The sequence below is a fragment of the Isoptericola sediminis genome (assembly GCF_013085345.1).
Lineage (GTDB): Bacteria > Actinomycetota > Actinomycetes > Actinomycetales > Cellulomonadaceae > Isoptericola > Isoptericola sediminis.
The window spans coordinates 63,561-85,866 of sequence record NZ_JABFAJ010000001.1 but is presented as its reverse complement, the minus strand read 5'-3'; the positions used below and the strand labels follow the sequence as shown (position 1 = coordinate 85,866).

The window sequence follows — 22,306 nt, the reverse complement described above, 5'->3', positions numbered from 1 at the left end:
CGGGCGTCAGTACAGGTACATCATCATCTTCTTGCGGGCCTTGACCACGCGGGAGTCGGACGTGCCCACGACCTCGAACAGGTCGACGAGCCGCGCCCGCAGCTTCTCCTTGCCCTCGGCGTCGGCCGTCGGCATGAGCTGCAGGAGGCGGTCGAACGCGTCGTCCACCTTGCCGCCGAGCATGTCCATGTCGGCCACGGCCAGCTGGGCCTCGACGTCCGCCGGGGCGTCCGCCGCCGCGGTGCGCACCTGCTGCAGGTCGGCACCGCGGGTGCGCTGCATCAGACGCACCTGGGCCAGGCCGGCCACGGCCTGGGCGTCGGTGGGGTCCTGCGTGATCGCGCGGGAGTAGGCGGTCTCCGCCGCCTCGAGGTCGTCACGCTCGATGGCGTCGTACGCCTCCTGGTGCAGCGGGGGCAACGGCTCCTCCGGCTCCTCGGCCGGCTCGTCGGACTCCTCGGCCCCGCCCGGGGCGGGAGCCCGGCCCGTCACGCCGTTCTGCTCGGCGGCCGCCAGGACCTGGTCCAGCACGCCGCGGATCTGCTCCTCCGAGGCCGCCCCCGCGAACAGCGGGAGCGGCTGACCCTGCAGCACGGCGACGACGGTGGGAACGCCCTGGGGCTGGAACGCCGAGGCGATCTGCGGGTACGCGTTGGCGTCGACGCGACCCAGCAGGAACCGGCCGGCGTACTCGTCGGCGAGCCTGCCCAGGGTGGCGCCGAGGTCCGCGTTGGCCTGGTCCGTGGGCATCCACAGCAGGATCACGACCGGGTACTTCGTCGAGTCCTGCACGACCTGCTGGAAGTTCGCGTCCGTCACGTCGACAACGTAGCCGCCGGCCGTCGGGGCGCCTCCCGGCTCCCCCGGAGGCGGGGACTGGGGCCGGTTGAGGGCCGACAGGTCGACGGCGCCGCGCGGGCTGAAGCTCGGCTCGGGCGTGGGAGTGCTCATGGGCACATCCTACGAAGTCTGCGCCGACGTCTCAGCCGTCGTCCTTCTTCCGGTCGGTGTTGCGTTCGCCCGGGATGTCGTTCGCGGCAGCCGTGGACACGTGCGAGTACCCCAGCGGGCGGATCGGCTCCTCGGACCCGGCCGGCGGCACGTAGAGGGCGACCTGGTCGGTGTACTCCACGTAGAGCTGGTCGGTGTTGTCGGCGTCGCCCATCAGCGTCTTCTGGGAGGGCGTCAGCGGGCCGATCTCGCCGTCCTCCTCGACAGTCACCCGGATGTTGCCGTCGAGCGCACCCATGACCACCGCACCGCCGTCGGACGTGCGGACCGCGACGACCTGGTCGTCCCGGGAGGCGAACGCGATCTTGTACTCGCCGTCCGCCTCCTTGAAGGCGTCCGCACCGCGCACGCTGCTGGCGTCCTTCTGGACCCGCTTGACGAGGTCCGTGCTCTCGCCCGGCAGCTCGAACGCGCCGGCGTGCTCGGAGTCGTCCGGCCCCTTGGCCACGAGGTCCGCGTACTGCGAGAGCGCCTGTCGCGGGGTGGCCCGCAGCGAGTCGTCGTCCGGCGCCACGGCGTCGGAGCCGATCGCCTCGGGGTCGGCGAAGTTCGGCAGCGTCGTGCCGGGGATGAGCTGCACCCACGACCACAGCTTGTAGTTGTCGCGGGCCGAGTCCTGCTGGTAGGCCACCAGGCGCGGCACCTCGAGGTTCTCGGTCGGCTGCGTGATGGTGAAGCTCACCCGCGGCCACGACTCGGTCGTGGGCAGGATCATCGCCTCGAGCTCGGTCGGGATCCTCGTGACGAGCGAGTCGTCACCGCTCTTCTTCGCGACCTCGATCTGGGTGCGGCGCACCTCCAGCGCCGGGCCCTCCACGCGGGGGCGCAGCTGGTCGGGCTTCTCGTTCTCACTGGCCTTCGTCAGCGACCCGGCGACCTCCTCGACCACGCGGGTCTGCTGCGCCGCGGTCAGCGCCGGTCCGGCGACGGGCTCGTCCGGCTCCGGGGTCGGCAGCTCCTCGGCGCATCCGGCCAGCAGGACGACGGTGGTCGCCACACCGGCGACGGTCGCGCGCCGGCGCCCGGGCCGGCGGGTGGAGTCCTTCATCGCTTGTCCTCGTCACTCGTGTCGTCGTCGCTCGTCGGCGTGCCGGCGGCGGTCGTCCCGCCGAAACCCCAGGTCTCACGCCAGGCGGAGGCCCTGCGGTCCGCGGCGGACTGCGCGGCACCGGGGTCCGCGGCCGACGGCGAGGAGGTTCCTCCGGGGCGCGGCACCACGGGGGTCTGGCCCGTCAGGGCGCGCAGGGCGCGGCCCATGCCGCCCATGCCGGACTGCTCGGCGGCCTTGCGCTCCTCCTCGCGACGGCGCAGCTCACGTCGCGTGAGCGGCCGCGCGGCCGTGTCGTCCGACCCGGCGGTGTCCGCCGAGGAGGCGGGGGCGGTGGGCAGCGCCGGCGCGGGAGCAGGCACCGGCGCGCCGCCGGCGGACGGCTCCGGTGCCGGGACGGGGGCGTCCTGTGCGTCGGCCGGGTCGGCGTCGCGACGTAGGCGCGTGCGGCGCCGGAAGCGCCCGGCGACCGGCACCTGGTCGGTGCCGCCGGCCGCGTCCTGCGGGTCGGTGCCCTGCGTCGGCGCGTCCTCCGCGGCCGGGGCCGTGCCGTCGTCGTGCGGGGCGTTCGGTGACGCGGCCACCGCGCCGGGCCAGGTCCCGCCGGAGCGGGCCGCCGCCGCGCCCGCGCCCGCGCCGACGGCCGGCCCGAACGGGGAGGTGCCGGACGGCGTGCCGGTCCCGGGGGACGTCGTGCCGCTCGAGGAGATCGTGGGCGACGCCGCGCCGGCCGTGGCGCCGGCGGTGCGGCGCTTGCGGCTCCGGGTCGTGCGCCGCGACATGGCCAGCAGCACCAGGCCGATGATCAGGAGCACACCACCGACACCGACGGCGGGCCACAGCAGCGGCGTCGAGACGTCGCGGTCCCACGTCAGCTCGAGCGTCGGCGCCTCGGCCGGAGCCGCCTCGTCGGCCTCCGCCGCCTCGGCGTCCTCACCCTCGGACTCCTCGGCGGGGGCGGCACCGGTCGCCGCGGCGAGCAGGACCCAGCGGCCCGGACGGTCGGTCCAGCGCAGGCTCACCTGCTCGGCGTCGACGAGCTCGGTGTCCCACATGTCGGAACCTGCGGGGTTCGGCGGCGGTTCGGCCTCCGCACCCCCCTCGCCGTCCTCCGAGGACTCGGCCTCCTCGTCCGCGGCACCGGCGACCTGCTCGGTGGAGAGGGTCTCCCAGTCGCTCAGCCCGGTGACCCGGGTGTACGGGTCCTCACCGAGCCACCCCGCGACGTCGACCTCGCGGCCCACCACCACGGCGACCTCCTGCCCCTCGGGCACGGAGGCCGTGACGGTGACCTCGGAGTCGACCAACCCGAGCACGCCCGGGTCGGTGACGACGAGCGTGCCGTCACCGGCGGGTCGAGCCGTGGCGACGACGGAGTCGGACTCGCGCAGGACGGTCGCGGTCGCGACCCCGAACGCGATGGCTCCCAGTCCGGCAAGGACCAGGACGACACCCAGAATGCGTTGCAGCACCGAGCTTCCCTTTCGACGTGGACACCTCAGGATAAGGACGCGCGAGCAGCGGCCGGACGCCGGGTGGCGTTCGGCCGCATCGGTTCACGAACCCTTCACGAGTCCGGTACCAGCATCCTCGACCCTCCCACGCCTCGACCACCGGCAACAGCCGGACGGCGCCGCGCGGGCGCCGGGGCGGCACGTCCCAGCGCCGTACCTCACCCGCCCACGGGTGTCGGTGGGCCTCCCGGGCCACTATTCTGATCGGTGCCTTCCCCTACTCTCAGCGGTGCCGGGGCACCCACGACGTCCGGAGGTCCTCCCGTGTCCGACGAGCGCACGCTCTTCCCGATCACCATGCGTGGATACGACCGCGCCGCCGTGGAGAGCCAGATCTCCCGTCTCGAGCAGGCCCTGGAGGAGGCACGCCGCAACGTCGAGGCCACCGACTCGCGGGCGATGCAGCTGTCCTCCGAGCTGGCCGACGCCCACCGGCAGCTCCGCGAGAGCGACAAGCCGTCGTACGCGGGCCTCGGCGCCCGTGCCGAACGGCTGCTCCGCTCGGCGGACGAGCAGGCGGCCGAGGTGCTGACGCAGGCGAACCAGCAGGCCTCCGACATCATGGCCCGCGCGAAGCTCGCCGCGGGGCAGGTGCGCCAGCGGGCGGAGTCCGAGGCCTCCGAGCTGCTGTCCAGCGCTCGCCGCGAGGCCGAGGAGATCCGCTCGACGACGGCCGCGGAGGCCGAGGGCGCGCTGCAGGGGGCCCAGCGTCGCGCGGAGGAGCTCGTCGGGTCGGCCGAACGCGAGGCCGCGCTGATCACCAGCAGCCTGACCACCGAGGAGAACGAGCGCCGCGCCGGCCTCGAGCACGAGATCGGCACGCTGCGCACGACGGCGGAGCGGGAGGTCACCGAGGCGCGCGTGCAGGCGGACCGGGAGATCGCCCAGCTCCGGGCCTCCGCCGCCGCCGAGTCGGCCGCCCTGCGCGAGGAGGCCGAGCGCGAGGCCAACGACCTCATGGAACGCACCCGCAACGAGGCCGCCCGCATCGTGGCCGAGGCCAAGCACCAGGCGGCCGAGTCCGCCAACTCCGTCACCTCCGAGCTCGAGGACCTGCGCGAGCAGGCGCGGACGACGCTCGCCGACGCCGAGCTGCAGGCCGCGCAGACCCGCGAGCGCGTCGAGACCGAGGCGGCGCAGCGGCACGACGCCGCACGCGCCGAGATCGAGCGCATCGTGCGCGAGGCGGAGGAGCATGCGGCGGAGGCGGAGAAGCGCGTGGCCGCGGCCCTGCAGCAGGCCGACAAGGTCCGGTCCGAGTCGGACGCCTACGTCAAGGAGCTGGTGGCGGACGCCCGCCGGACGGCCGACTCGATCGTGTCCGAGGCGCGGACCTTCGCCGAGCAGACGATGTCCGACGCCCAGGCGGAGGCCGACCAGAACCGGACCGCCGCCGAGCGCCAGCTCGAGGACCTCACCCGCCGCCACGACTCGATCAACTCCTACCTCGAGGAGCTGCGGGGCCTGCTCGGCACGGAGAAGGCCCGGGAGGTCGCCGCCGAGGCACCGGCCGACGAGCCCCTCGAGGAGCCCGTCGCGTCTCCCGCCGCCTCCTCCGCGGAGTCCCCCGCGGAGCCCGCGGCGGAGGAGCCCGCGGCCCCTGTCGTGGAGGCCGAGCAGGACGACGAGCCGGCCGAGGAGGACAGCTACTCCCGGGACCTCACCCCGGCCCAGCGCGCCCGCTTCGCGTCCACGCAGTCGGCCGACCCGGGCAGCGCCTCGTCGGCTCCCGCGCCCGACGACTCCCCCGCCGCCGAGAGCTCCGCGCCGTCCCGGAACTGACCGGACCGTCGAGGGGCCGTCGCCGTGGCGACGGCCCCTCGGTGTCTCCGGGGCGGCTCAGAGCTGGGCGACGACCCGCTCCTGCAGCGCGGCGAGAGCGTGCGCCACGGCGGCGGGCTCCTCGATCGTGCTCAGGTGCGCGGCGTTCGCCACCACGTGCAGCGTCGCGTCCGACGCCGCGTCCACCATGTGCTTGGCCTCGTCGATCGGCGTGATCGAGTCCTCGGCACCGACGACGACGGCGACGGGACCGGGGAACCGGTGCAGCACGTCCGTCCGGTCCGGCCGGGCCGCCATCGCCCGCTGGGCCCACGCGACCGCGGACGGGGACTGGGAGCGGATCCAGTCGTAGACCGTCGGGTAGAGGCTGCGCCGCTCCATCTGGCTGGTCGGCCCGAGCAGCTTGTCCGGCATCCCCATGACCGCGTCCAGCGTCTGGGAGTCGGCCACCGTCCGCGCGGCGGCCAGCCGTCCGGCCCGCGCCTCGTCGGTGTCGGCCGTGGACTTGGTGTCCACCAGCCCGAGCCCCTGGACGATCTCCGGGTGGCGCTCGGCGAGCGCGAGGGCGACGTAGCCGCCCATCGACATGCCGACCACGGCGCCGTTGCCCTCCCCCGCCGCGCGCAGCGCCGCGTGCACGGCGTCCGCGGCCGCCTCGAGGGTGGGCGGGAGCTGACCCAGGTCGCTGTGGCCGAAGCCGGGAAGGTCCACGGCGACCACCCGCAGGCCGGGCGGCAGCTCCGCGACGACCGGGTTCCACATCCGGTGGTCCAGGGGGAAGCCGTGGAGGAGTACCAGCGGGACGCCCGCCCCGTCGTGCAGGACGTGCGTCGCCAGGGTCGAGGGCGTCATGGTCGTCATCCTCTCGTCGGAGCGTTGCGGAGGTCCGAGGCGTGCTCGACCTCTCCGTCGTAGTGGGTCGGCAGCGGCGCGTGCCCGGGCAGCACGTGCTGGACGATCTCGTCGAGCACCCGGCGGACGGCCGGCTCACCCACCCACAGGTGCTTGGCGCCGTCGACGCCGATCACCTCGGCCTGCGGCACCCGGGCGAAGCGCTCGCGCGCCTCGGCGGGCTGCAGGTAGTCGTCGTGCTCGGGCACCAGCACGACGAGCGGCTTGCCGAACTCGGCCCAGCGGTCCAGGTCCTCGTCCGTGGCGCGGTGCAGCGGGGGCGAGAGCAGGACGGCCCCCTCGATGCTCGGGTCGGCCCCGTGCCGCAGGACGAGCTCGGTCCCGAAGCTCCAGCCGACCAGCCAGGGGCGGGGCAGCTCGCGGAACTCGGCGAGCTCGAGGGCCGCCGCCACGTCGTACCGCTCGGCGTCGCCGCCGTCGAAGGCGCCCTCGGAGGTGCCCCGCGGCGACGAGGTGCCCCGGGTGTTGAACCGGAGCACCGCGAGGTCGGCCAGCTCGGGCAGGCGCCACGCGGCCTTGCGGTACACGTGGGAGTCCATGTATCCGCCGTGGGTGGGCAGCGGGTGGAAGGTCAGCAGCGTCGCCACCGGGTCGCGGCCCTGCGGCTGGGCGAGCTCACCGACGAGCGTCAGCCCGTCCGCGGTGTGCAGGTCGACATCCTCCCGACGGGCGGGCAGGACGGTCATCGAGCGGATCTGGTGGCCGGTGGCGGTGTCCTCGTTCATCACTGACCAGCCTAGTTCGCGCCCGATCTCCTGCCCGCCGGACGCGCGCGTCCTGCGACGTCAGAGCAGACGTCGCCGCCGCTGCCAGCAGGACGCGTGCCAGTGCCGGCGGTCCTCGAGGCCGGCCGCCTCACCACCCCACGCGTCACGCTGCCACGCGACCACGTGGGGCGTCCCGGGCGGGATGGTCTGGCGGCAGGCGGGACACGTGTAGGCCTTGTCGCCGCCCGTCACCCGCCGGACCGTCCACTCGCCGTCGTCGGCGCTCTCGTGCCGGATGCCGCCGAGCGCTCGGTCCATGTCGAGGGGCTGGTGCTCGGCACCCCAGGGACGCTTGCGGGAGGGTCGACGTGACGGCATGTCCCCATTGTGGCGTGCGGGGGGAGGAACCACCGGCCGGGCCGGGCCGTTAGAGTGTTCGGGGTCCGTCGACCGGACGAACCACCCCGCGACCGAAGGACTACTCGTGAAGCTCCGTACCCCCGCAGCCCTCGGCGTCGCGCTCGCCGCCGCCCTCGTGCTGGGTGGCTGCAGCGACGACGCCGACGCCCCCGACAGCACGGAGCCGTCGGCACCCTCGTCGGCCTCCGCCGACTCCACCGCGCAGGCCGAGCCGACCGAGGAGGACATCGCCGCCGTCGAGTCGATCGAGGTCACGGGCGAGCCGGGCTCCGAACCGGAGCTCTCCTTCGACGACATCGAGGTCTCCGTCCCGACGCACCGCGTGGTGGACGAGGGTGACGGGACCGAGATCAGCGAGGGCATGAAGCTCACCATCCACTACGTGACCTACGACGCCACGGGTCAGAAGATGAACTCGACCTGGGAGGTCGACTCCCCGCAGAGCATCGTCCTCGGCGAGCAGTCCGACCTGCTCATCTCGCCGCTCGAGGGCCAGTCGGTCGGCACCCGCTTCCTGCTGGCGAACCCGATCGCCGACCAGCAGGGCGAGCCGACGACCGCGGTGAACCTCATCGAGGTCGTCGACGCCTACGAGATCCCGGAGCGCGCCGAGGGCGAGGCCGTCGAGCCCGAGGAGGGTCTGCCCACCGTCACGCTGGGCGAGGACGGCGCCCCGTCCGTCGAGATCCCGGACGGCTACGAGGCCCCGGACGAGCTCGTCGCCCAGACCCTCATCCGCGGGGACGGCGAGGAGGTCTCGCCCGAGCAGACCGTGACCGCGCACTACACCGGCTGGACCCTGGACGGCGAGGTCTTCGACTCGTCCTGGGAGCGGGGCGAGCCCTCGGCGTTCTCGCTGCAGCAGGTGATCCCGGGCTGGACGGACGGCATCTCCGGCCAGACCGTCGGCAGCCAGGTGCTCCTCGTCATCCCGGCCGACCAGGCCTACGGCGCCGAGGCCGTCGAGGGCAACCCACTGGCGGGCGAGGACCTGGTCTTCGTCGTCGACATCCTCGACGTGGAGTGATGCGGGCTCCGCACCGGACCTGACCCCCGCGACGGCGGGCCACCTGCACGGGTGGCCCGCCGTCGTCGTAGTGTCGGAGCCATGGACACCACCGACCGCGAGGTGCTGACCTGGTCCGACTTCGGCGACGGGGTGCGCCGGCTCGCCGAGCAGGTGGTGGCGAGCGGTTTCCGTCCCGAGGTCGTCGTCGCGATCGCCCGCGGTGGGTTGATCCCCGGCGGAGCCGTGGCCTACGCCCTCGGGACGAAGGGCGTCGGGACGATGAACGTCGAGTTCTACACCGACGTCGGGCGGACCCTCGACGACCCACGCGTCCTGCCGCCGCTCATGGACACCGCGGAGCTGCCGGGTTCGCGGGTGCTCGTCGTGGACGACGTCGCGGACTCCGGCCGGACGCTGGACCTCGTGATGCGTCTGGTCCGGGAGAAGGGCGCCGAGGCGCGTGCTGCCGTGCTCTACACGAAGCCTCGGTCGGTGTACCGGCCGGAGTACACCTGGCGCGAGACCGACCGCTGGATCACGTTCCCCTGGTCCGCCGAACCTCCGGTGGCCGGCGCGGGCGACGGCCGGAGCCGCTGACGCCGGCGGGACGACCGCCCGCACCGACCCGGAGCACGGTCGCCGAGACGTGCGAGGGCCCGGCGACGGCCGATGCCGTCGCCGGGCCCTCGTCACGAGCACCTCGGAGCGGGTCAGAAGTCCCAGTCGTCGTCGGTGGTCTCGACCGCCTTGCCGATCACGTACGACGAGCCGGAACCCGAGAAGAAGTCGTGGTTCTCGTCCGCGTTCGGGCTCAGCGCCGCGAGGATCGCCGGGTTGACGTCGGTCTCGTCCTTCGGGAAGAGCCCCTCGTAGCCGAGGTTCATCAGCGCCTTGTTGGCGTTGTACCGCAGGAACTTCTTGACGTCCTCGGTGAGCCCCAGCTCCCCGTAGAGCGACTCGGTGTACTCGACCTCGTTCTCGTACAGCTCGAAGAGCAGGTCGAAGGTGTAGGCCTTCATCTCGTCCTGCTCGGCCGGCGAGAGCTTCGCCAGGCCCTTCTGGAACTTGTAGCCGATGTAGTACCCGTGCACGGCCTCGTCGCGGATGATGAGGCGGATGAGGTCGGCCGTGTTCGTCAGCTTGGCCCGGCTCGACCAGTACATCGGGGCGTAGAAGCCGGAGTAGAACAGGAACGACTCGAGCATCGTCGAGGCGACCTTGCGCTTGAGCGGGTCGTCGCCCCGGTAGTACTCCAGGACGATCTCGGCCTTGCGCTGCAGGTGCGGGTTCTGCTCGGACCAGGCGAACGCGTCGTCGATCTCCTTGGTGGAGATCAGCGTGGAGAAGATCGACGAGTAGCTCTTGGCGTGCACCGACTCCATGAACGCGATGTTGGTGTACACCGCCTCCTCGTGAGGGGTCAGGGCGTCCGGGATGAGCGAGACCGCACCGACGGTGCCCTGGATGGTGTCGAGCAACGTCAGCCCGGTGAACACCCGGGTCGTCATGAGCTTCTCGGCCTCGGACAGGGTGTGCCACGACTGGATGTCGTTGGACACCGGCACCTTCTCCGGCAGCCAGAAGTTGCCGACCAGGCGGTCCCAGACCTCGAGGTCCTTCTCGTCCTGCAGACGGTTCCAGTTGATCGCGGTGACGCGGTCGATGAGCTTGAGCTGACCGGTGGGTGACATGGCGGATTCCTTCGGGGCGTGGGTCGACGACGAGGGCGAGCGGCGGGGGGTCAGAGCATGCAGCTCACGCAGTTCTCCACCTCGGTGCCCTCGAGCGCCAGCTGCCGCAGCCGGATGTAGTACAGCGTCTTGATGCCCTTGCGCCAGGCGTAGATCTGCGCCTTGTTGACGTCACGGGTGGTCACGGTGTCCGGGAAGAACAGCGTCAGGCTCAGCCCCTGGTCGACGTGCTGCGTCGCCGCGGCGTAGGTGTCGATGATCTTCTCGTACCCGATCTCGTACGCGTCCTGGTAGTACTCCAGGTTGTCGTTCGTCATGTACGGCGCCGGGTAGTACGCGCGACCGAGCTTGCCCTCCTTGCGGATCTCGATCTTGGCGGCCACCGGGTGGATCGAGGACGTCGAGTAGTTGATGTAGCTGATCGACCCGGTCGGCGGCACCGCCTGGAGGTTCTGGTTGTAGATCCCGTGCGCCATGACGGACGCCTTGAGCTCGCGCCAGTCGTCCTGGGTCGGGAGGTGCACGCCGGCGCCCGCGAAGAGCTCGGCGACCCGCTCGGTGGCCGGCTCCCACACGGCGTCGGTGTACTTGTCGAAGTACTCCCCCGAGGCGTAGGCGGAGTCCTCGAACCCGCCGAAGGCCCGGCCACGCTCGATCGCGAGACGGTTCGACGCCGCGATCGCGTGGTAGGCGACCGTGTAGAAGTACATGTTCGTGAAGTCGACGCCCTCGACGGAGCCGTAGTGGATCCGCTCGCGCGCGAGGTAGCCGTGCAGGTTCATCTGCCCCAGCCCGATGGCGTGCCCGAGCTCGTTCGCCTTCTTCACCGACGGCACCGACTCGATGCTCGTCTGGTCCGAGACCGCGGTCAGCGCCCGGATCGCCGTGTCGATGGTCCGGCCCAGGTCGGGCGAGTCCATCGCCTTGGCGATGTTCAGCGAGCCCAGGTTGCAGGAGATGTCCCGGCCGACCTCGTCGTAGGACAGGTCCTCGTGGAACGTGGAGGCCGTGGAGACCTGCAGGATCTCCGAGCACAGGTTGGAGTGGGTGATCCGCCCGGCGATCGGGTTGGCGCGGTTCACCGTGTCCTCGAACATGACGTACGGGTAGCCCGACTCGAACTGCAGCTCGGCGATCGTCTGGAAGAAGTCCCGCGCACGGATGGTCCTCTTCGTGATCCGGTCGTCCGCCACCAGCTCGTCGTACTTCTCGGTGATCGAGATGTCGGCGAACGGCTTGCCGTAGATGCGCTCGACGTCGTACGGGCTGAACAGGTGCATGTCCTCGTTGCGCTTGGCCAGCTCGAACGTGATGTCCGGGATGACCACGCCGAGCGACAGCGTCTTGATGCGGATCTTCTCGTCGGCGTTCTCGCGCTTGGTGTCGAGGAACCGCAGGATGTCCGGGTGGTGGGCGTGCAGGTAGACCGCGCCGGCGCCCTGGCGTGCGCCGAGCTGGTTCGCGTACGAGAAGGAGTCCTCGAGCAGCTTCATGACCGGGATGACACCGGAGGACTGGTTCTGGATGTGCTTGATCGGCGCACCGTGCTCGCGCACGTTGCTGAGCAGCAGCGCGACGCCGCCGCCGCGCTTCGAGAGCTGCAGCGCCGAGTTGATGCTGCGCGCGATCGACTCCATGTTGTCCTCGATGCGCAGCAGGAAGCAGGAGACGGGCTCGCCGCGCTGCGCCTTGCCGACGTTGAGGAACGTGGGCGTGGCCGGCTGGAACCGCCCGGAGATGACCTCGTCGACGATGTCGCGCGCCCGCTGCTCGTCGCCGGCCGCCAGCCCGAGGGCCACCATCGAGACCCGGTCCTCGAAGCGCTCGAGGTACTTCGTGCCGTCGAACGTCTTCAGCGTGTACGAGGTGTAGTACTTGAAGGCACCGAGGAACGACTCGAAACGGAACCCGGCGGCGTACGCCCGCTGGAACAGCTCCTTGACGAACGAGCGGGAGTACTTCTCGAGGACCGCCGGGTCGTAGTACTTGTTCTCGACGAGGTAGTCGAGCTTGGCGTCGAGGGTCTCGAACTCGACCGTGTTCGGCAGCACGTGCTGGCGGAAGTACGCCGACGCGGCCTCGCGGTCCTTCTCGAACTGGATCTTCCCGTCCGGCCCGTACAGGTTCAGCATGGCGTTGAGCGCGTGGTAGTCCATGTCGCTCTGCTGCAGAGAGGCGCCCGTCGTGGTCGGCGCCGCCTCGGACGTCGTGGCGCTCACGCCGAGATCAGTGACTGTCGTTGCCAAAATCGTCCCAATCCGTCACGGACGCGTTGGGCGTCCTCGGTGGTGCCGAGCAGCTCGAAGGCGTACAGGTACGGGACCTGGCACTTCGCCGCGATGATGTCACCGGCGATGCAGTAGGCAGCGCCGAAGTTGGTGTTGCCCGCCGCGATCACGCCGCGGATCAACGACCGGTTGCCCTCGTCCCCGAGGAACTTGCGCACCTGCCGAGGCACCGCACCGCCCTCGTTGCCCCCGCCGTAGGTGGGGGCCAGGAGGACGTAGGGCTCGTCGACGGTCAGGAAGCCGTCGGCGGGCCGCAGCGGGATGCGGTGCACCGACATGCCGCGCTCCTCGAGACCGAGGCGCCTCACGAAGCGGTGCGTGTTCTCCGAGACGCTGGAGAAGTACACGAGCGAGCCCATGTCGCTCTCCCCCCGTCGGACGTGCTGCGGTGGTACCGGCCCGGTCGCGCGGGTCGAGTGCGCGACCGGGCCGGAGATCGTCAGGCCGTGACGGCCTGCTGCGCCGCGAGGGCGCTGATCTGGTCGGGGCGGAAGCCCGACCAGTGCGTGTCACCCGCGACGACGACCGGCGCCTGCAGGTAACCGAGCTCACGGACCATCTCGAGCGCCTGGGCATCCTCGGTGATGTCCACGACGGAGTACTCGACGCCCTTGCGGTCCAGTGCCCGGTAGGTCGCGTCGCACTGCACGCAGGACGGCTTGCTGTAGACCGTGACGCTCATCTCGCACTCCCCTGTCTCTGCCGCCCCCCGGGCGGCCGGTCGATGTCCCCTGACAACCTGGCCTCGACGTCCGAACCGGACGGTCGCGGCTGGGTCGGCGGCCCCGCGAAGGGCCCTCACCAGGAACGACACCGGTGGAACTACGTCGATGTGATTCACCTCGGAGCCTTCGGCCCCGACGTGCTCTCAACACTACACCTAGTGTTCGCCGCGCACCTGCCCACGACATGTTGTGTTTGTCATCGCTGTGATTTCACCCGTGTAGTTCTCCGCGGAGGCCGTGGACGACGCGCCGCGAGCCTGTGGACCCAGCATCCCAGGAGCCTCCGACACGGCCGCGCGACGCCGTCCTCCGACCGGCCGTCCACGCCGGTCCGCCGTGTCCGCAGGCCGCCCACCGACGGTCCACACGGTGTGGACGGCCGGTGTCCACACCATGTGGACGACCCGGGACCGCGGATGCCCCGCGGGTTCGTCGAGACGGGGTGCGGACCGCCCGCACCGGCGTGTCGTCTGCGGCGCGTCGGTCGCTCCGGCTCCCTGCCGTGGCGCGACTCACCCTCGACGGTCAGACGGGGCGGCCGCCCCGGCACACGTGCTGGACCCGCAGGTCCCGGTCGACCACCAGGACGTCGGCCCGGCGCCCGGCGACCAGTCCCCCGACGTCGGTCGCCCCGAGCACCCCTGCCGGCACCCACGAGGCGCTCCGGACGGCGGCCACCAGCGGGACCCCGGCCTCGACCGCGCAGCGGACCACGTCGATCAGGTGCGCGGTGCTGCCGGCGATCGCCCCGCCCTCGGGGTCTTCCGGGTCGGCGAGCCGTGCCACGCCGTCGCGGACCACCACGGACATCGGGCCGAGCTCGTAGTCCCCGTCGTCCATCCCGGCCGCCGCCATCGCGTCGGTGACGAGCGCGACCTGGTCCACGCCGACCGTCTGCATCACGGTGCGGACGGTGGCGGGGTCCAGGTGCACGCCGTCGCCCACCAGCTCGACCACGAGGTCGCCCCGCGACGCCGCCGCCAGGCAGGCGGCGACCGGCCCCGGGTGACGGTGGTGCAGCGGACGCATGCCGTTGAACAGGTGCGTGGCGGTCATCCGCGACGAGCCACCGGCCTCGGCCAGGTCCGCGGCCACCTGCCGCAGCAGCGCCTCCGACTGCTCGGTCGTGGCGTCGGTGTGCCCCAGCGAAGGCACGACGCCGGCGCGCACCAGCGCCGTCGCGACACCGCCCGGCCCGGTCACGCCGTCGACCTCGGGCGCGACGGTCATGGTGCGCAGATGGCCCCGGGACGCCTCGCGCAGGTCGCGCACGAGCCGGACGTCACCGGGGACGAGGCGGCTGGGGTCCTGGGCGCCGCAGCGGGCCGCGGACAGGAACGGTCCCTCGGCGTGGATCCCCGCGATCTCCCCCGCGTCCGCGAGGTCCGCCAGCAGAGCGGCCCGTGCGAGGAGCGTCTCCCGGTCGGCCGTCACGAGCGAGGCCAGCAGCGTCGTCGTGCCGTGGCGCCGGTGCTCCAGCACGGCCGTCATCGCCTCGTCGACGGAGGTGGCGTCCGGGAAACCCGCCCCGCCGCCGCCGTGGTTGTGCAGGTCGACCAGGCCGGGCAGCACGTAGGTGCCGGGCGGGGGTTCCTCGGCACGGGCCACCTCGTCACCCACGCCGGCGGCCGCGGCCTCCTCGAGCGGGCCCGCCCACACGATCCGGTCGTCGGCGACCACGACCGCGCCGTCACGCACCAGTCGGTCGGGCGTGACGACGTCCCCGCGCAGCGCGAAGACGGACGGAGGGCGGGGGCTTTCCTGAGCATCGGAGGGATCGGTGACCATGCACCCATCCTGCCGCACCGCGCTGACCTGGGCCGCGCTGTCTCGTCCGGCTAGAAGAGGCGCGAGTCCGGGTCGTCGACCCCGCGCATGGCGTCGTAGTCCAGGACCAGGCAGTCGATCCCCCGGTCGCCGGCCAGCACCCGGGCCTGCGGCTTGATCTCCTGTGCCGCGAACACGCCCCGAACCGGGGACAGCAACGGGTCCCGGTTCAGCAGCTCCAGGTACCGGGTGAGCTGCTCGACCCCGTCGATCTCGCCGCGCCGCTTGATCTCGACGGCGACGGTCCCGCCGTCGGCGTCACGGGCCAGGATGTCCACCGGGCCGATGGCGGTCATGTACTCGCGCCGGACCAGCGAGTGGCCGGTCCCGAGGAGCTCGATCTGCGCGGCCAGCAGCTCCTGCAGGTGCGCCTCGACGCCGTCCTTGACCAGCCCCGGGTCCACGCCCAGGTCGTGGTCGGAGTCGTGCACGACGTCGTAGAGGTCGATCTCCAGGCGGTCGTCCGACTTCTGGTGCTGGACGGTCCACACCGCCGTCACGCCCCGGGCAGCCGACTCCTCGTCGGGCTCCGCGGCGGACATGGTGCACGGCGGGCTCATCCAGTTCAGCGGCTTGTAGGAGCCGCCGTCGGAGTGCAGCAGCACGCTCCCGTCCGCCTTGACCACCAGCAACCGGGTGGCCAGCGGCAGGTGGGCGGTCAGGCGACCCGTGTAGCGGGCCGAGCAGCGGGCGACGACCAGTCTCACGCTCTCCCCTTCGTGGCTCGGTCAGACGACGAGATCGCGTCGTCCGGGCGGGGCGGACTCCAGCCAGGAGGCGAGTCCGGCATAGGCCCCCGCTGACATCGTCAGCTCGAAGTCGGTCCCGTCGTACCGACAGCGCACCAGGTACTGGTCGACCTGGCCGGCCAGGTCGAGAGGTGCCCGGCCCGTCACCTCGAGCCGGTCACGACGCCAGCTCCGTGCGGGGCGCGGCGCCAGGGACCAGCACCGGAACCAGTCGATCCGGCCCACGCCGTAGTGTGCGATGCCGGCCGACCACGCGCCGGACGGGTTGTCGCCGGGCCGGGCACCGCACTGGAACGACCCGACCCGGCGCGACAGCCGGCGCAGCCGCGAGCCCCCGACGACGAGCACGAGGGCGAGCACGAGCACGACGGCGAGGACCGTCCAGAGCACGTACCCCACCGTCGCCGCCCCCTCAGGCCAGCGCCGACTCGCGTCCGGAGACCTCGGTGACCTCGTCGACGACGATCGTCACGACGTCGTCGTCCACCGAGAGGAACCCGCCGTCGACGTGGACCTCGACGGCGACCTGTCCGGCTGCGGTCGAGACCTTGACCGTTCCCGGCCGCAGCACCGCCAGCATCGGGGTGTGGCCGGCGAGGATGCCCACCTGGCCTTCGGCGGACGGGGCGCTGACCTCGCGGGCCGCTCCGGACCAGACCTTGCGGACCGCCGCGACCAGGTCGACGTTCAGCTCTGCCATGTCGGGCTCCAGGGTTCTTCAGTCGAGAGTGGTGCGGCGTCGCCCCGCCGCCACCGTGGTGCACGGCAGGGCGACGCCGTCGGGATGCGTGACGTGGCCGTCAGGCCCCGTACTCCTTCTGGATCTTCGCCCAGTTGCGCTCGAGGTCCTCGAGACCGCCGATGTTGTAGAAGGCCTGCTCGGCCACGTGGTCGTACTCGCCCTCGGTGATCTTCTTGAAGGCCTCGACCGTCTCGCTCAGCGGGACCGTCGAACCCTCGACACCCGTGAACTTCTTGGCCATGTACGTGTTCTGCGAGAGGAACTGCTGGATGCGGCGGGCGCGCGCCACCAGCGTCTTGTCCTCCTCCGAGAGCTCGTCGACACCGAGGATCGCGATGATGTCCTGCAGCTCCTTGTTGCGCTGCAGGATCGACTTCACCGCGGTGGCGACGTCGTAGTGCTCCTGGCCCACGTAGCGCGGGTCGAGGATGCGGGACGTCGAGGTCAGCGGGTCGATCGCCGGGTACAGACCCTGCGAGGCGATCTCACGGGAGAGCTCCGTGGTCGCGTCGAGGTGGGCGAACGTCGTCGCCGGCGCCGGGTCGGTGTAGTCGTCCGCCGGCACGTAGATCGCCTGCAGCGAGGTGATCGAGTGACCACGGGTCGAGGTGATGCGCTCCTGGAGCAGACCCATCTCGTCCGCGAGGTTCGGCTGGTAGCCCACGGCGGACGGCATGCGGCCGAGCAGCGTGGAGACCTCGGAACCCGCCTGCGTGAAGCGGAAGATGTTGTCGATGAACAGCAGCACGTCCTGCTTCTTCACGTCGCGGAAGTACTCCGCCATCGTGAGGGCGGACAGGGCGACGCGCAGACGCGTGCCCGGCGGCTCGTCCATCTGGCCGAAGACCAGGGCGGTCTTGTCGAAGACGCCGGCCTCGTCCATCTCGTGGATCAGGTCGTTGCCCTCACGCGTGCGCTCACCGACGCCGGCGAACACGGAGACACCGCCGTGGTCCTGGGCGACACGCTGGATCATCTCCTGGATGAGGACCGTCTTGCCGACGCCCGCACCACCGAAGAGACCGATCTTTCCACCCTGCACGTACGGGGTCAGCAGGTCGATCGACTTGATGCCCGTCTCGAACATCTGGGTCTTCGACTCGAGCTGGTCGAACGCCGGCGGCTTGCGGTGGATCGGCCACCGCTCGGTGACCTCGAGCGTCTCGCCCTCGGCGAGGTTGAGCACGTCACCGGTGACGTTGAAGACCTTGCCCTTGGTGACGTCACCGACGGGCACGGAGATCGGGGCGCCCGTGTCGGTCACGGTGGCACCGCGGACCAGACCGTCGGTCGGCTTCAGGGCGATCGCCCGCACCAGGGAGTCGCCCAGGTGCTGGGCGGTCTCGAGCGTCAGGGTGAAGGTGTTCTCGTCCTCGCCCTGGCCCGACAGGTCGATCTCGACCTGGAGGGCGTTGTAGATGTCGGGGATCGAGTCCTCGGGGAACTCGATGTCGACGACGGGGCCGATCACGCGCGCGACACGGCCGGTCCCCGGCTCGCTCGCGGCGGCGCCGTGCGCTGCTTCCGCGGTGGTGGCGGTCATTGCTTGCCTCGCTTCGAAAGGTTCGGGTGTGAGTTCGTCGATCGACGACGTCGGACGTGGTGCGTCACGACGCCGCGAGGGCGTCAGCACCCGAGACGATCTCGCTGATCTCCTGGGTGATGTCCGCCTGGCGGGCCTGGTTCGCCAGGCGCGTGTAGGTACGGATCAGGTCCTGGGCGTTGTCCGTCGCGGTGTGCATCGCGCGCTGGCGCGAGGCCAGCTCGGAGGCCGCGGCCTCCAGCATGAAGCTGAAGATGCGGCTGCGCACGTACCGCGGCAGCAGGGCGTCGAGGACGGCTTCGGGCGACGGCTCGAAGTCGTACAGCGGCAGGGCGTCGTTCTCCCCGGGCACGGCCACTCCCTCGACGACCTCGAGCGGGAGCATCCGCACGCGCCGGGGACGCTGGCTGACCATGTTGACGAACTGCGTGTAGACCACGTGCAGCTCGCCGACACCGCCCTCGGCCTCCGGGGCGAGGAACGCGCCGAGCAGGGTGTCGGCGATCTCCCCGGCCACGTCGGCCTGCGGGCTGTCCGAGCCGTACGACCACTGGCCCGCCATCTCGCGCTCCCGGTAACGGAAGTACGAGATCGCCCGACGGCCGGTCGCGTAGAGGGCGACCTCCTTGCCCTCGGCCTGCAGCCGGGCCACGACGCGCTCGGTCTCGCGGATGATCGAGGCCGAGTAGGAGCCCGCCATCCCGCGGTCCGAGGCGATGACGAGGACCGCGGCCCGGTTCGTGTCGGTGCGCTCCGTGGTCAGCGGGTGGTCGGTCGCCGTGTGCGTCGCGACGGCCGACACGGCGCGGGTGATCGCCCGCTCGTACGGCGCGGCCGCGGCCGTCCGGCCACGGGCCTTGCCGATGCGCGAGGCGGCGATCAGCTCCTGCGCGCGGAACACCTTCTTCAGCGACTGCGTCGACTTGATCCGCTGCTTGTAGACGCGCTGGGATCCTCCGGCCATACGATCAGCCCTTCTTCTGCACGACGAGCTGCTCCTGCTCGGCGTCCGCGGCGTCGGTGTCCGGCTCGCCGCCGACCAGCGGGGAGCCGTCGCCCTTGAGGAAGCCGTCGCGGAAGTCCTCGACGGCCGCGGTGAGCGCGTCCTCGGTGTCCTGCTCCAGCTTGCCGGTCTCCACGATGGTGGTGAAGACGTCGGTGTTGCGGCGCAGGTGCTCGATGAACTCGGACTCGAAGCGCTTGACGTCGTCCACCGGGACGTCGTCCAGCTTGCCACGGGTACCGGCCCAGATGGAGGCGACCTGCTCCTCGACCGGGTACGGCGTGTACTGCGGCTGCTTGAGCAGCTCCATCAGCACCGCACCACGGGCGAGCTGACCGCGCGAGGCGGCGTCGAGGTCGGAGGCGAACATGGCGAACGCCTCGAGCGCGCGGTACTGGGCCAGCTCCAGCTTCAGCGTGCCGGAGACCTTCTTCATGGCCTTGACCTGGGCGTCACCGCCGACGCGGGAGACCGAGATACCGACGTCGACCGCCGGGCGCTGGTCCGCGTTGAACAGGTCGGACTGCAGGAAGATCTGGCCGTCGGTGATCGAGATGACGTTCGTCGGGATGTACGCCGAGACGTCGTTCGCCTTGGTCTCGATGATCGGCAGACCGGTCATCGAACCGGCGCCCATCTCGTCCGAGAGCTTCGCGCAACGCTCGAGCAGCCGGGAGTGCAGGTAGAAGACGTCACCGGGGTACGCCTCGCGGCCCGGCGGGCGGCGCAGCAGCAGCGACGTGGCGCGGTAGGCCTCGGCCTGCTTCGACAGGTCGTCGAAGATCACCAGCACGTGCTTGCCGGCGTACATCCAGTGCTGGCCGATGGCCGAACCGGTGTAGGGCGCGAGGTACTTGAAGCCGGCCGGGTCGGAGGCCGGGGCCGCCACGATCGTGGTGTACTCCAGCGCGCCGGCCTCCTCGAGGGCGCCGCGCACCGAGGCGATCGTGGAGCCCTTCTGACCGACCGCGACGTAGATGCAGCGCACCTGCTTGTCGGGGTCGCCGGAGTCCCAGTTCGCCTTCTGGTTGATGATCGTGTCGATCGCGATCGCCGTCTTGCCGGTCTGGCGGTCACCGATGATCAGCTGACGCTGACCGCGGCCGATCGGGATCATCGAGTCGATGGCCTTGATGCCGGTCTGCAGCGGCTCGTGGACCGACTTGCGCTGCATGACGCCGGGGGCCTGGAGCTCCAGGGCGCGGCGGCCGTCGGTGTCGATGTCGCCGAGACCGTCGACCGGGTTGCCCAGCGGGTCCACGACGCGGCCGAGGTAGCCCTCGCCGACGGGGACCGACAGGACCTCACCGGTGCGGCGGACCTCCTGGCCCTCCTCGATACCGGTGAACTCGCCGAGGACGACGACACCGATCTCGCGGACGTCCAGGTTCAGCGCCAGGCCGAGCGTGCCGTCCTCGAAACGCAGCAGCTCGTTGGCCATGGCGCCGGGCAGGCCTTCGACGTTGGCGATGCCGTCGGCGGCGAAGGTCACGCGGCCGACCTCTTCGGTCACCGCTCCTTCGGGCTCGTAGGACTTCACGAAGCTGTCCAGCGCGGCGCGGATCTCTTCCGGCCGGATCGTCAGCTCAGCCATTGCTCTTCTCCTGTCGTGGCCGCAGTCTGCGACCGAACGTTCGTCTGCGCCGACCCACGGCCGGCTGGGCGTCAAGTTGTCAGCCGGCCAGCCGGCGACGGGCGTCAGCCAGGCGGGACAGCACGGTGGAGTCGACGACGTCGGCGCCGACCTGGATACGCAGCCCACCGACCACGGCCGGGTCGACCGTGACGTTGAGCTGGACGGCACGCCCGTAGGCACGTTCGAGGATCTCGCCGAGGCGCTCCTCCTGTGCCGCGGAGAGCACCGAGCCGCTCGTCACCGACGCCACGAGACGGTTGCGGCGCTCGGCCGCGACGTCGCCGTACCAGACCAGCGTGGGGACGAACCGACGTCCGCGCAACGAGGTCGTCGCGCGGCGCGCCAACGCCACCGTGATCTCGTCGGCCTTGCCGGCCAGCAGCGCCTCGACCAGCCCGACCCGCTGCTCGCGGGCCGAGGTCTCGTCCGAGAGGGCCTGGCGGGCAGCACGCTGCCCGACCAGGGCGCGGGTCAGGACGAAGAGCTCGTCCTCGACGGTCTCCAGCGCGCCCCGCGACTCCGCCGCGGCGAGCATGGCGTCAACCGCCAGGCGCTCCACGGCGTCACCGAGATCGGCGTCGCTCGACCACCGCGACCGGACCAGGCCGGAGACGAGGTCGACGACACGCTCGTCGAACCCGTCGGCCAGCACGGCCGTGACGAGGCGCGCCTTGTCCTCGCCGTCCCGCGAGGGGTCCGCGAGCGAGCGGCGCAGCGGGGCCGACCCGTCGAGCGCGCTCACGACGGCGAACAGCTGCTCGCCCAGCGTGGCGGCCTCGGTCCCTGCGGACCGCAGCACCGGCTCGAACCGCTCCTGGGCGGCGGCCAGGGATGCTCCGCTCGTGCCTCGCATCAGCCCTCCTCGCTCCTCGTGGTCGCGACCTGCTCCGCCTCGAGCTCGTCGAGGAACCGGTCGACGACGCGCGACTGGCGCGCGCTGTCCTCCAGCGACTCACCGACGATCTTGGAGGCGAGCTCGGTCGCCAGGGTGCCGACCTCGGTCCGCAGCGAGACCGCCGCGGCCTGACGCTCGGCCTCGATCTGACGGTGCGCCGTCTCGACGATGCGTGCCGCCTCGTCGTTGGCCTTGGCCTTCAGCTCGGCGACGATGGCCGTGCCCTCGGCACGGGCCTCCTCGCGCGTCTTCGAGGCCTCGGCACGGGCCTCGGCGAGCTGCTGGTGGTACTCCGCCAGCGCTGCCGCAGCCTCCTGCTGCGCCTTCTCGGCCTTGGCCAGACCGCCCTCGATCTTCGCCGTGCGCTCGTCCAGGACCGCCTGGAACCGAGGCAGGACGTACCGGTAGAAGACGACCGCGATGACGGCGAGGACGACCGACGACCAGATGATGTCGTACCAGGCGGGGATGAAGAGGTCGATCCCCTCCGCTGCCGTTTCTTCCGCCGCCACGATGACCGGGGCGGCGGTGTGCGCCGCCGCCATCACGCGGCCGGGAACAGGAAGCCGGCGACGAGGCCGAGGAGGGCGAGCAGCTCGACGAAGGCGACACCGAGGAACATGGTGGCGCGCAGCTGACCGGCGACCTCGGGCTGGCGGGCCATGCCCTCGATCGTCTTGCCGATGAGGATGCCGAGACCGATGCCCGGGCCGACCGCGGCGAGGCCGTAGCCGACAGCGTTGAGGTTACCGGTGACCTCGGCGAGGGTGGTGACGTCCACTGGGTTTCCTTCCGTTGGGCGTC

General features: G+C 71.6%; 23 protein-coding genes. 3 read left to right on the top strand and 20 right to left on the bottom strand.

Annotation, left to right across the window (positions count from 1 at the left end; all coding sequences use genetic code 11):
- Positions 1 to 6: 6 nt before the first annotated feature.
- Genes HLI28_RS00365 through HLI28_RS00355 form a run of 3 tightly spaced genes read right to left on the bottom strand, consistent with a single transcriptional unit; the run spans position 7 to position 3,531 of the window.
- On the bottom strand, positions 7 to 951 hold the full coding sequence (locus HLI28_RS00365) for a tetratricopeptide repeat protein (RefSeq protein ID WP_171245516.1): 945 nt from the start codon (positions 949 to 951) through the stop codon (positions 7 to 9).
- Positions 952 to 982: 31 nt separating this feature from the next.
- Entirely contained in the window at positions 983 to 2,059 is a 1,077-nt protein-coding gene (locus HLI28_RS00360) for a DUF8094 domain-containing protein (protein ID WP_171245515.1), read from the bottom strand.
- Positions 2,056 to 3,531, bottom strand: a complete 1,476-nt coding sequence (locus HLI28_RS00355; protein WP_171245514.1) for a hypothetical protein — start codon at positions 3,529 to 3,531, stop codon at positions 2,056 to 2,058. Before HLI28_RS00355 ends, HLI28_RS00360 begins: the two co-directional genes overlap by 4 nt.
- A 306-nt stretch (positions 3,532 to 3,837) precedes the next feature.
- Here HLI28_RS00355 and HLI28_RS00350 point away from each other — a divergent pair, with 306 nt between their 5' ends.
- Positions 3,838 to 5,355 carry a coiled-coil domain-containing protein gene (locus HLI28_RS00350; protein WP_171245513.1) on the top strand — a complete coding sequence of 506 codons (1,518 nt, stop codon included), beginning with the start codon at positions 3,838 to 3,840 and terminating at the stop codon, positions 5,353 to 5,355.
- Between the two features lie 57 nt (positions 5,356 to 5,412).
- Here HLI28_RS00350 and HLI28_RS00345 read toward each other — a convergent pair whose 3' ends face one another.
- The 3 genes from HLI28_RS00345 to HLI28_RS00335 are packed head-to-tail and all read right to left on the bottom strand — an operon-like array spanning position 5,413 to position 7,352.
- The gene (locus HLI28_RS00345; RefSeq protein ID WP_343035506.1) at positions 5,413 to 6,207 is read right to left on the bottom strand and encodes an alpha/beta fold hydrolase; all 795 of its coding nucleotides are present in this window, start codon (positions 6,205 to 6,207) and stop codon (positions 5,413 to 5,415) included.
- A gap of 5 nt (positions 6,208 to 6,212) precedes the next feature.
- Positions 6,213 to 6,992 (bottom strand): alpha/beta hydrolase, encoded by a 780-nt coding sequence (locus tag HLI28_RS00340; protein WP_171245511.1) that lies wholly within the window; start codon positions 6,990 to 6,992, stop codon positions 6,213 to 6,215.
- 60 nt (positions 6,993 to 7,052) lie between these two features.
- Positions 7,053 to 7,352, bottom strand: coding sequence for a hypothetical protein (locus HLI28_RS00335; RefSeq protein ID WP_171245510.1), 300 nt, complete (start codon positions 7,350 to 7,352; stop codon positions 7,053 to 7,055).
- Positions 7,353 to 7,458: 106 nt separating this feature from the next.
- On the opposite strand from HLI28_RS00335, the gene HLI28_RS00330 reads away from it, so the two are divergent.
- Both HLI28_RS00330 and HLI28_RS00325 read left to right on the top strand, forming a co-directional pair.
- A complete protein-coding gene (locus HLI28_RS00330; RefSeq protein ID WP_304602409.1) occupies positions 7,459 to 8,421 on the top strand; it encodes an FKBP-type peptidyl-prolyl cis-trans isomerase in 963 nt (320 codons plus the stop codon).
- Positions 8,422 to 8,502: 81 nt separating this feature from the next.
- Positions 8,503 to 9,000 (top strand): phosphoribosyltransferase, encoded by a 498-nt coding sequence (locus HLI28_RS00325; protein ID WP_171245508.1) that lies wholly within the window; start codon positions 8,503 to 8,505, stop codon positions 8,998 to 9,000.
- A 113-nt stretch (positions 9,001 to 9,113) separates the two neighbouring features.
- On the opposite strand, the gene nrdF is transcribed toward HLI28_RS00325, so the two are convergent.
- The 14 genes from nrdF to HLI28_RS00255 all read right to left on the bottom strand — a co-directional run bounded on the left by nrdF (position 9,114) and on the right by HLI28_RS00255 (position 22,283).
- The gene (gene nrdF / locus HLI28_RS00320) at positions 9,114 to 10,094 is read right to left on the bottom strand and encodes a class 1b ribonucleoside-diphosphate reductase subunit beta (protein ID WP_171245507.1); all 981 of its coding nucleotides are present in this window, start codon (positions 10,092 to 10,094) and stop codon (positions 9,114 to 9,116) included.
- A gap of 50 nt (positions 10,095 to 10,144) precedes the next feature.
- Positions 10,145 to 12,250, bottom strand: coding sequence for a class 1b ribonucleoside-diphosphate reductase subunit alpha (nrdE, locus tag HLI28_RS00315; RefSeq protein WP_216077215.1), 2,106 nt, complete (start codon positions 12,248 to 12,250; stop codon positions 10,145 to 10,147).
- Positions 12,251 to 12,309: 59 nt separating this feature from the next.
- Positions 12,310 to 12,741 (bottom strand): class Ib ribonucleoside-diphosphate reductase assembly flavoprotein NrdI, encoded by a 432-nt coding sequence (gene nrdI / locus HLI28_RS00310; RefSeq protein WP_171245505.1) that lies wholly within the window; start codon positions 12,739 to 12,741, stop codon positions 12,310 to 12,312.
- Between the two features lie 80 nt (positions 12,742 to 12,821).
- The gene (gene nrdH, locus HLI28_RS00305; protein ID WP_171245504.1) at positions 12,822 to 13,064 is read right to left on the bottom strand and encodes a glutaredoxin-like protein NrdH; all 243 of its coding nucleotides are present in this window, start codon (positions 13,062 to 13,064) and stop codon (positions 12,822 to 12,824) included.
- A gap of 568 nt (positions 13,065 to 13,632) precedes the next feature.
- Positions 13,633 to 14,895, bottom strand: a complete 1,263-nt coding sequence (locus tag HLI28_RS00300) for an N-acetylglucosamine-6-phosphate deacetylase (protein ID WP_171245503.1) — start codon at positions 14,893 to 14,895, stop codon at positions 13,633 to 13,635.
- A gap of 50 nt (positions 14,896 to 14,945) precedes the next feature.
- Positions 14,946 to 15,641: an endonuclease NucS gene (nucS, locus tag HLI28_RS00295; RefSeq protein ID WP_171245502.1), complete on the bottom strand. Its 696-nt coding sequence runs from the start codon at positions 15,639 to 15,641 to the stop codon at positions 14,946 to 14,948.
- A 21-nt stretch (positions 15,642 to 15,662) separates the two neighbouring features.
- Positions 15,663 to 16,073: a DUF2550 domain-containing protein gene (locus HLI28_RS00290; protein ID WP_304602413.1), complete on the bottom strand. Its 411-nt coding sequence runs from the start codon at positions 16,071 to 16,073 to the stop codon at positions 15,663 to 15,665.
- Positions 16,074 to 16,095: 22 nt separating this feature from the next.
- Positions 16,096 to 16,383: a F0F1 ATP synthase subunit epsilon gene (locus tag HLI28_RS00285; protein WP_171245500.1), complete on the bottom strand. Its 288-nt coding sequence runs from the start codon at positions 16,381 to 16,383 to the stop codon at positions 16,096 to 16,098.
- Between the two features lie 100 nt (positions 16,384 to 16,483).
- Positions 16,484 to 17,968, bottom strand: a complete 1,485-nt coding sequence (gene atpD, locus HLI28_RS00280; protein WP_171245499.1) for a F0F1 ATP synthase subunit beta — start codon at positions 17,966 to 17,968, stop codon at positions 16,484 to 16,486.
- Positions 17,969 to 18,032: 64 nt separating this feature from the next.
- Positions 18,033 to 18,932, bottom strand: coding sequence for a F0F1 ATP synthase subunit gamma (locus tag HLI28_RS00275; protein WP_171245498.1), 900 nt, complete (start codon positions 18,930 to 18,932; stop codon positions 18,033 to 18,035).
- A gap of 4 nt (positions 18,933 to 18,936) precedes the next feature.
- Complete coding sequence (atpA, locus tag HLI28_RS00270; protein ID WP_171245497.1) at positions 18,937 to 20,565, bottom strand: F0F1 ATP synthase subunit alpha; 1,629 nt, start codon at positions 20,563 to 20,565, stop codon at positions 18,937 to 18,939.
- 79 nt (positions 20,566 to 20,644) lie between these two features.
- Positions 20,645 to 21,460, bottom strand: coding sequence for a F0F1 ATP synthase subunit delta (locus HLI28_RS00265; protein WP_171245496.1), 816 nt, complete (start codon positions 21,458 to 21,460; stop codon positions 20,645 to 20,647).
- Positions 21,460 to 22,047: a F0F1 ATP synthase subunit B gene (locus tag HLI28_RS00260; RefSeq protein WP_171245495.1), complete on the bottom strand. Its 588-nt coding sequence runs from the start codon at positions 22,045 to 22,047 to the stop codon at positions 21,460 to 21,462. The genes HLI28_RS00265 and HLI28_RS00260 overlap by 1 nt, the downstream gene beginning before the upstream one ends.
- Positions 22,047 to 22,283, bottom strand: a complete 237-nt coding sequence (locus tag HLI28_RS00255; RefSeq protein ID WP_098464265.1) for an ATP synthase F0 subunit C — start codon at positions 22,281 to 22,283, stop codon at positions 22,047 to 22,049. Before HLI28_RS00255 ends, HLI28_RS00260 begins: the two co-directional genes overlap by 1 nt.
- Positions 22,284 to 22,306 lie beyond the last annotated feature (23 nt).

Bases quoted from the DNA above. Each gene is read 5' to 3' on its own strand.
- HLI28_RS00335 (WP_171245510.1), bottom strand. From the start codon at position 7,352: ATGCCGTCACGTCGACCCTCCCGCAAGCGTCCCTGGGGTGCCGAGCAC.
- HLI28_RS00345 (WP_343035506.1), bottom strand. From the start codon at position 6,207: ATGACGCCCTCGACCCTGGCGACGCACGTCCTGCACGACGGGGCGGGC.
- HLI28_RS00265 (WP_171245496.1), bottom strand. From the start codon at position 21,460: ATGCGAGGCACGAGCGGAGCATCCCTGGCCGCCGCCCAGGAGCGGTTC.
- HLI28_RS00260 (WP_171245495.1), bottom strand. From the start codon at position 22,047: ATGGCGGCGGCGCACACCGCCGCCCCGGTCATCGTGGCGGCGGAAGAA.
- HLI28_RS00365 (WP_171245516.1), bottom strand. From the start codon at position 951: ATGAGCACTCCCACGCCCGAGCCGAGCTTCAGCCCGCGCGGCGCCGTC.
- HLI28_RS00285 (WP_171245500.1), bottom strand. From the start codon at position 16,383: ATGGCAGAGCTGAACGTCGACCTGGTCGCGGCGGTCCGCAAGGTCTGG.
- HLI28_RS00340 (WP_171245511.1), bottom strand. From the start codon at position 6,992: ATGAACGAGGACACCGCCACCGGCCACCAGATCCGCTCGATGACCGTC.
- nrdH (WP_171245504.1), bottom strand. From the start codon at position 13,064: ATGAGCGTCACGGTCTACAGCAAGCCGTCCTGCGTGCAGTGCGACGCG.
- atpD (WP_171245499.1), bottom strand. From the start codon at position 17,968: ATGACCGCCACCACCGCGGAAGCAGCGCACGGCGCCGCCGCGAGCGAG.
- HLI28_RS00325 (WP_171245508.1), top strand. From the start codon at position 8,503: ATGGACACCACCGACCGCGAGGTGCTGACCTGGTCCGACTTCGGCGAC.
- HLI28_RS00360 (WP_171245515.1), bottom strand. From the start codon at position 2,059: ATGAAGGACTCCACCCGCCGGCCCGGGCGCCGGCGCGCGACCGTCGCC.
- nrdF (WP_171245507.1), bottom strand. From the start codon at position 10,094: ATGTCACCCACCGGTCAGCTCAAGCTCATCGACCGCGTCACCGCGATC.
- HLI28_RS00300 (WP_171245503.1), bottom strand. From the start codon at position 14,895: ATGGTCACCGATCCCTCCGATGCTCAGGAAAGCCCCCGCCCTCCGTCC.
- HLI28_RS00275 (WP_171245498.1), bottom strand. From the start codon at position 18,932: ATGGCCGGAGGATCCCAGCGCGTCTACAAGCAGCGGATCAAGTCGACG.
- atpA (WP_171245497.1), bottom strand. From the start codon at position 20,565: ATGGCTGAGCTGACGATCCGGCCGGAAGAGATCCGCGCCGCGCTGGAC.
- nrdI (WP_171245505.1), bottom strand. From the start codon at position 12,741: ATGGGCTCGCTCGTGTACTTCTCCAGCGTCTCGGAGAACACGCACCGC.
- nrdE (WP_216077215.1), bottom strand. From the start codon at position 12,250: ATGGACTACCACGCGCTCAACGCCATGCTGAACCTGTACGGGCCGGAC.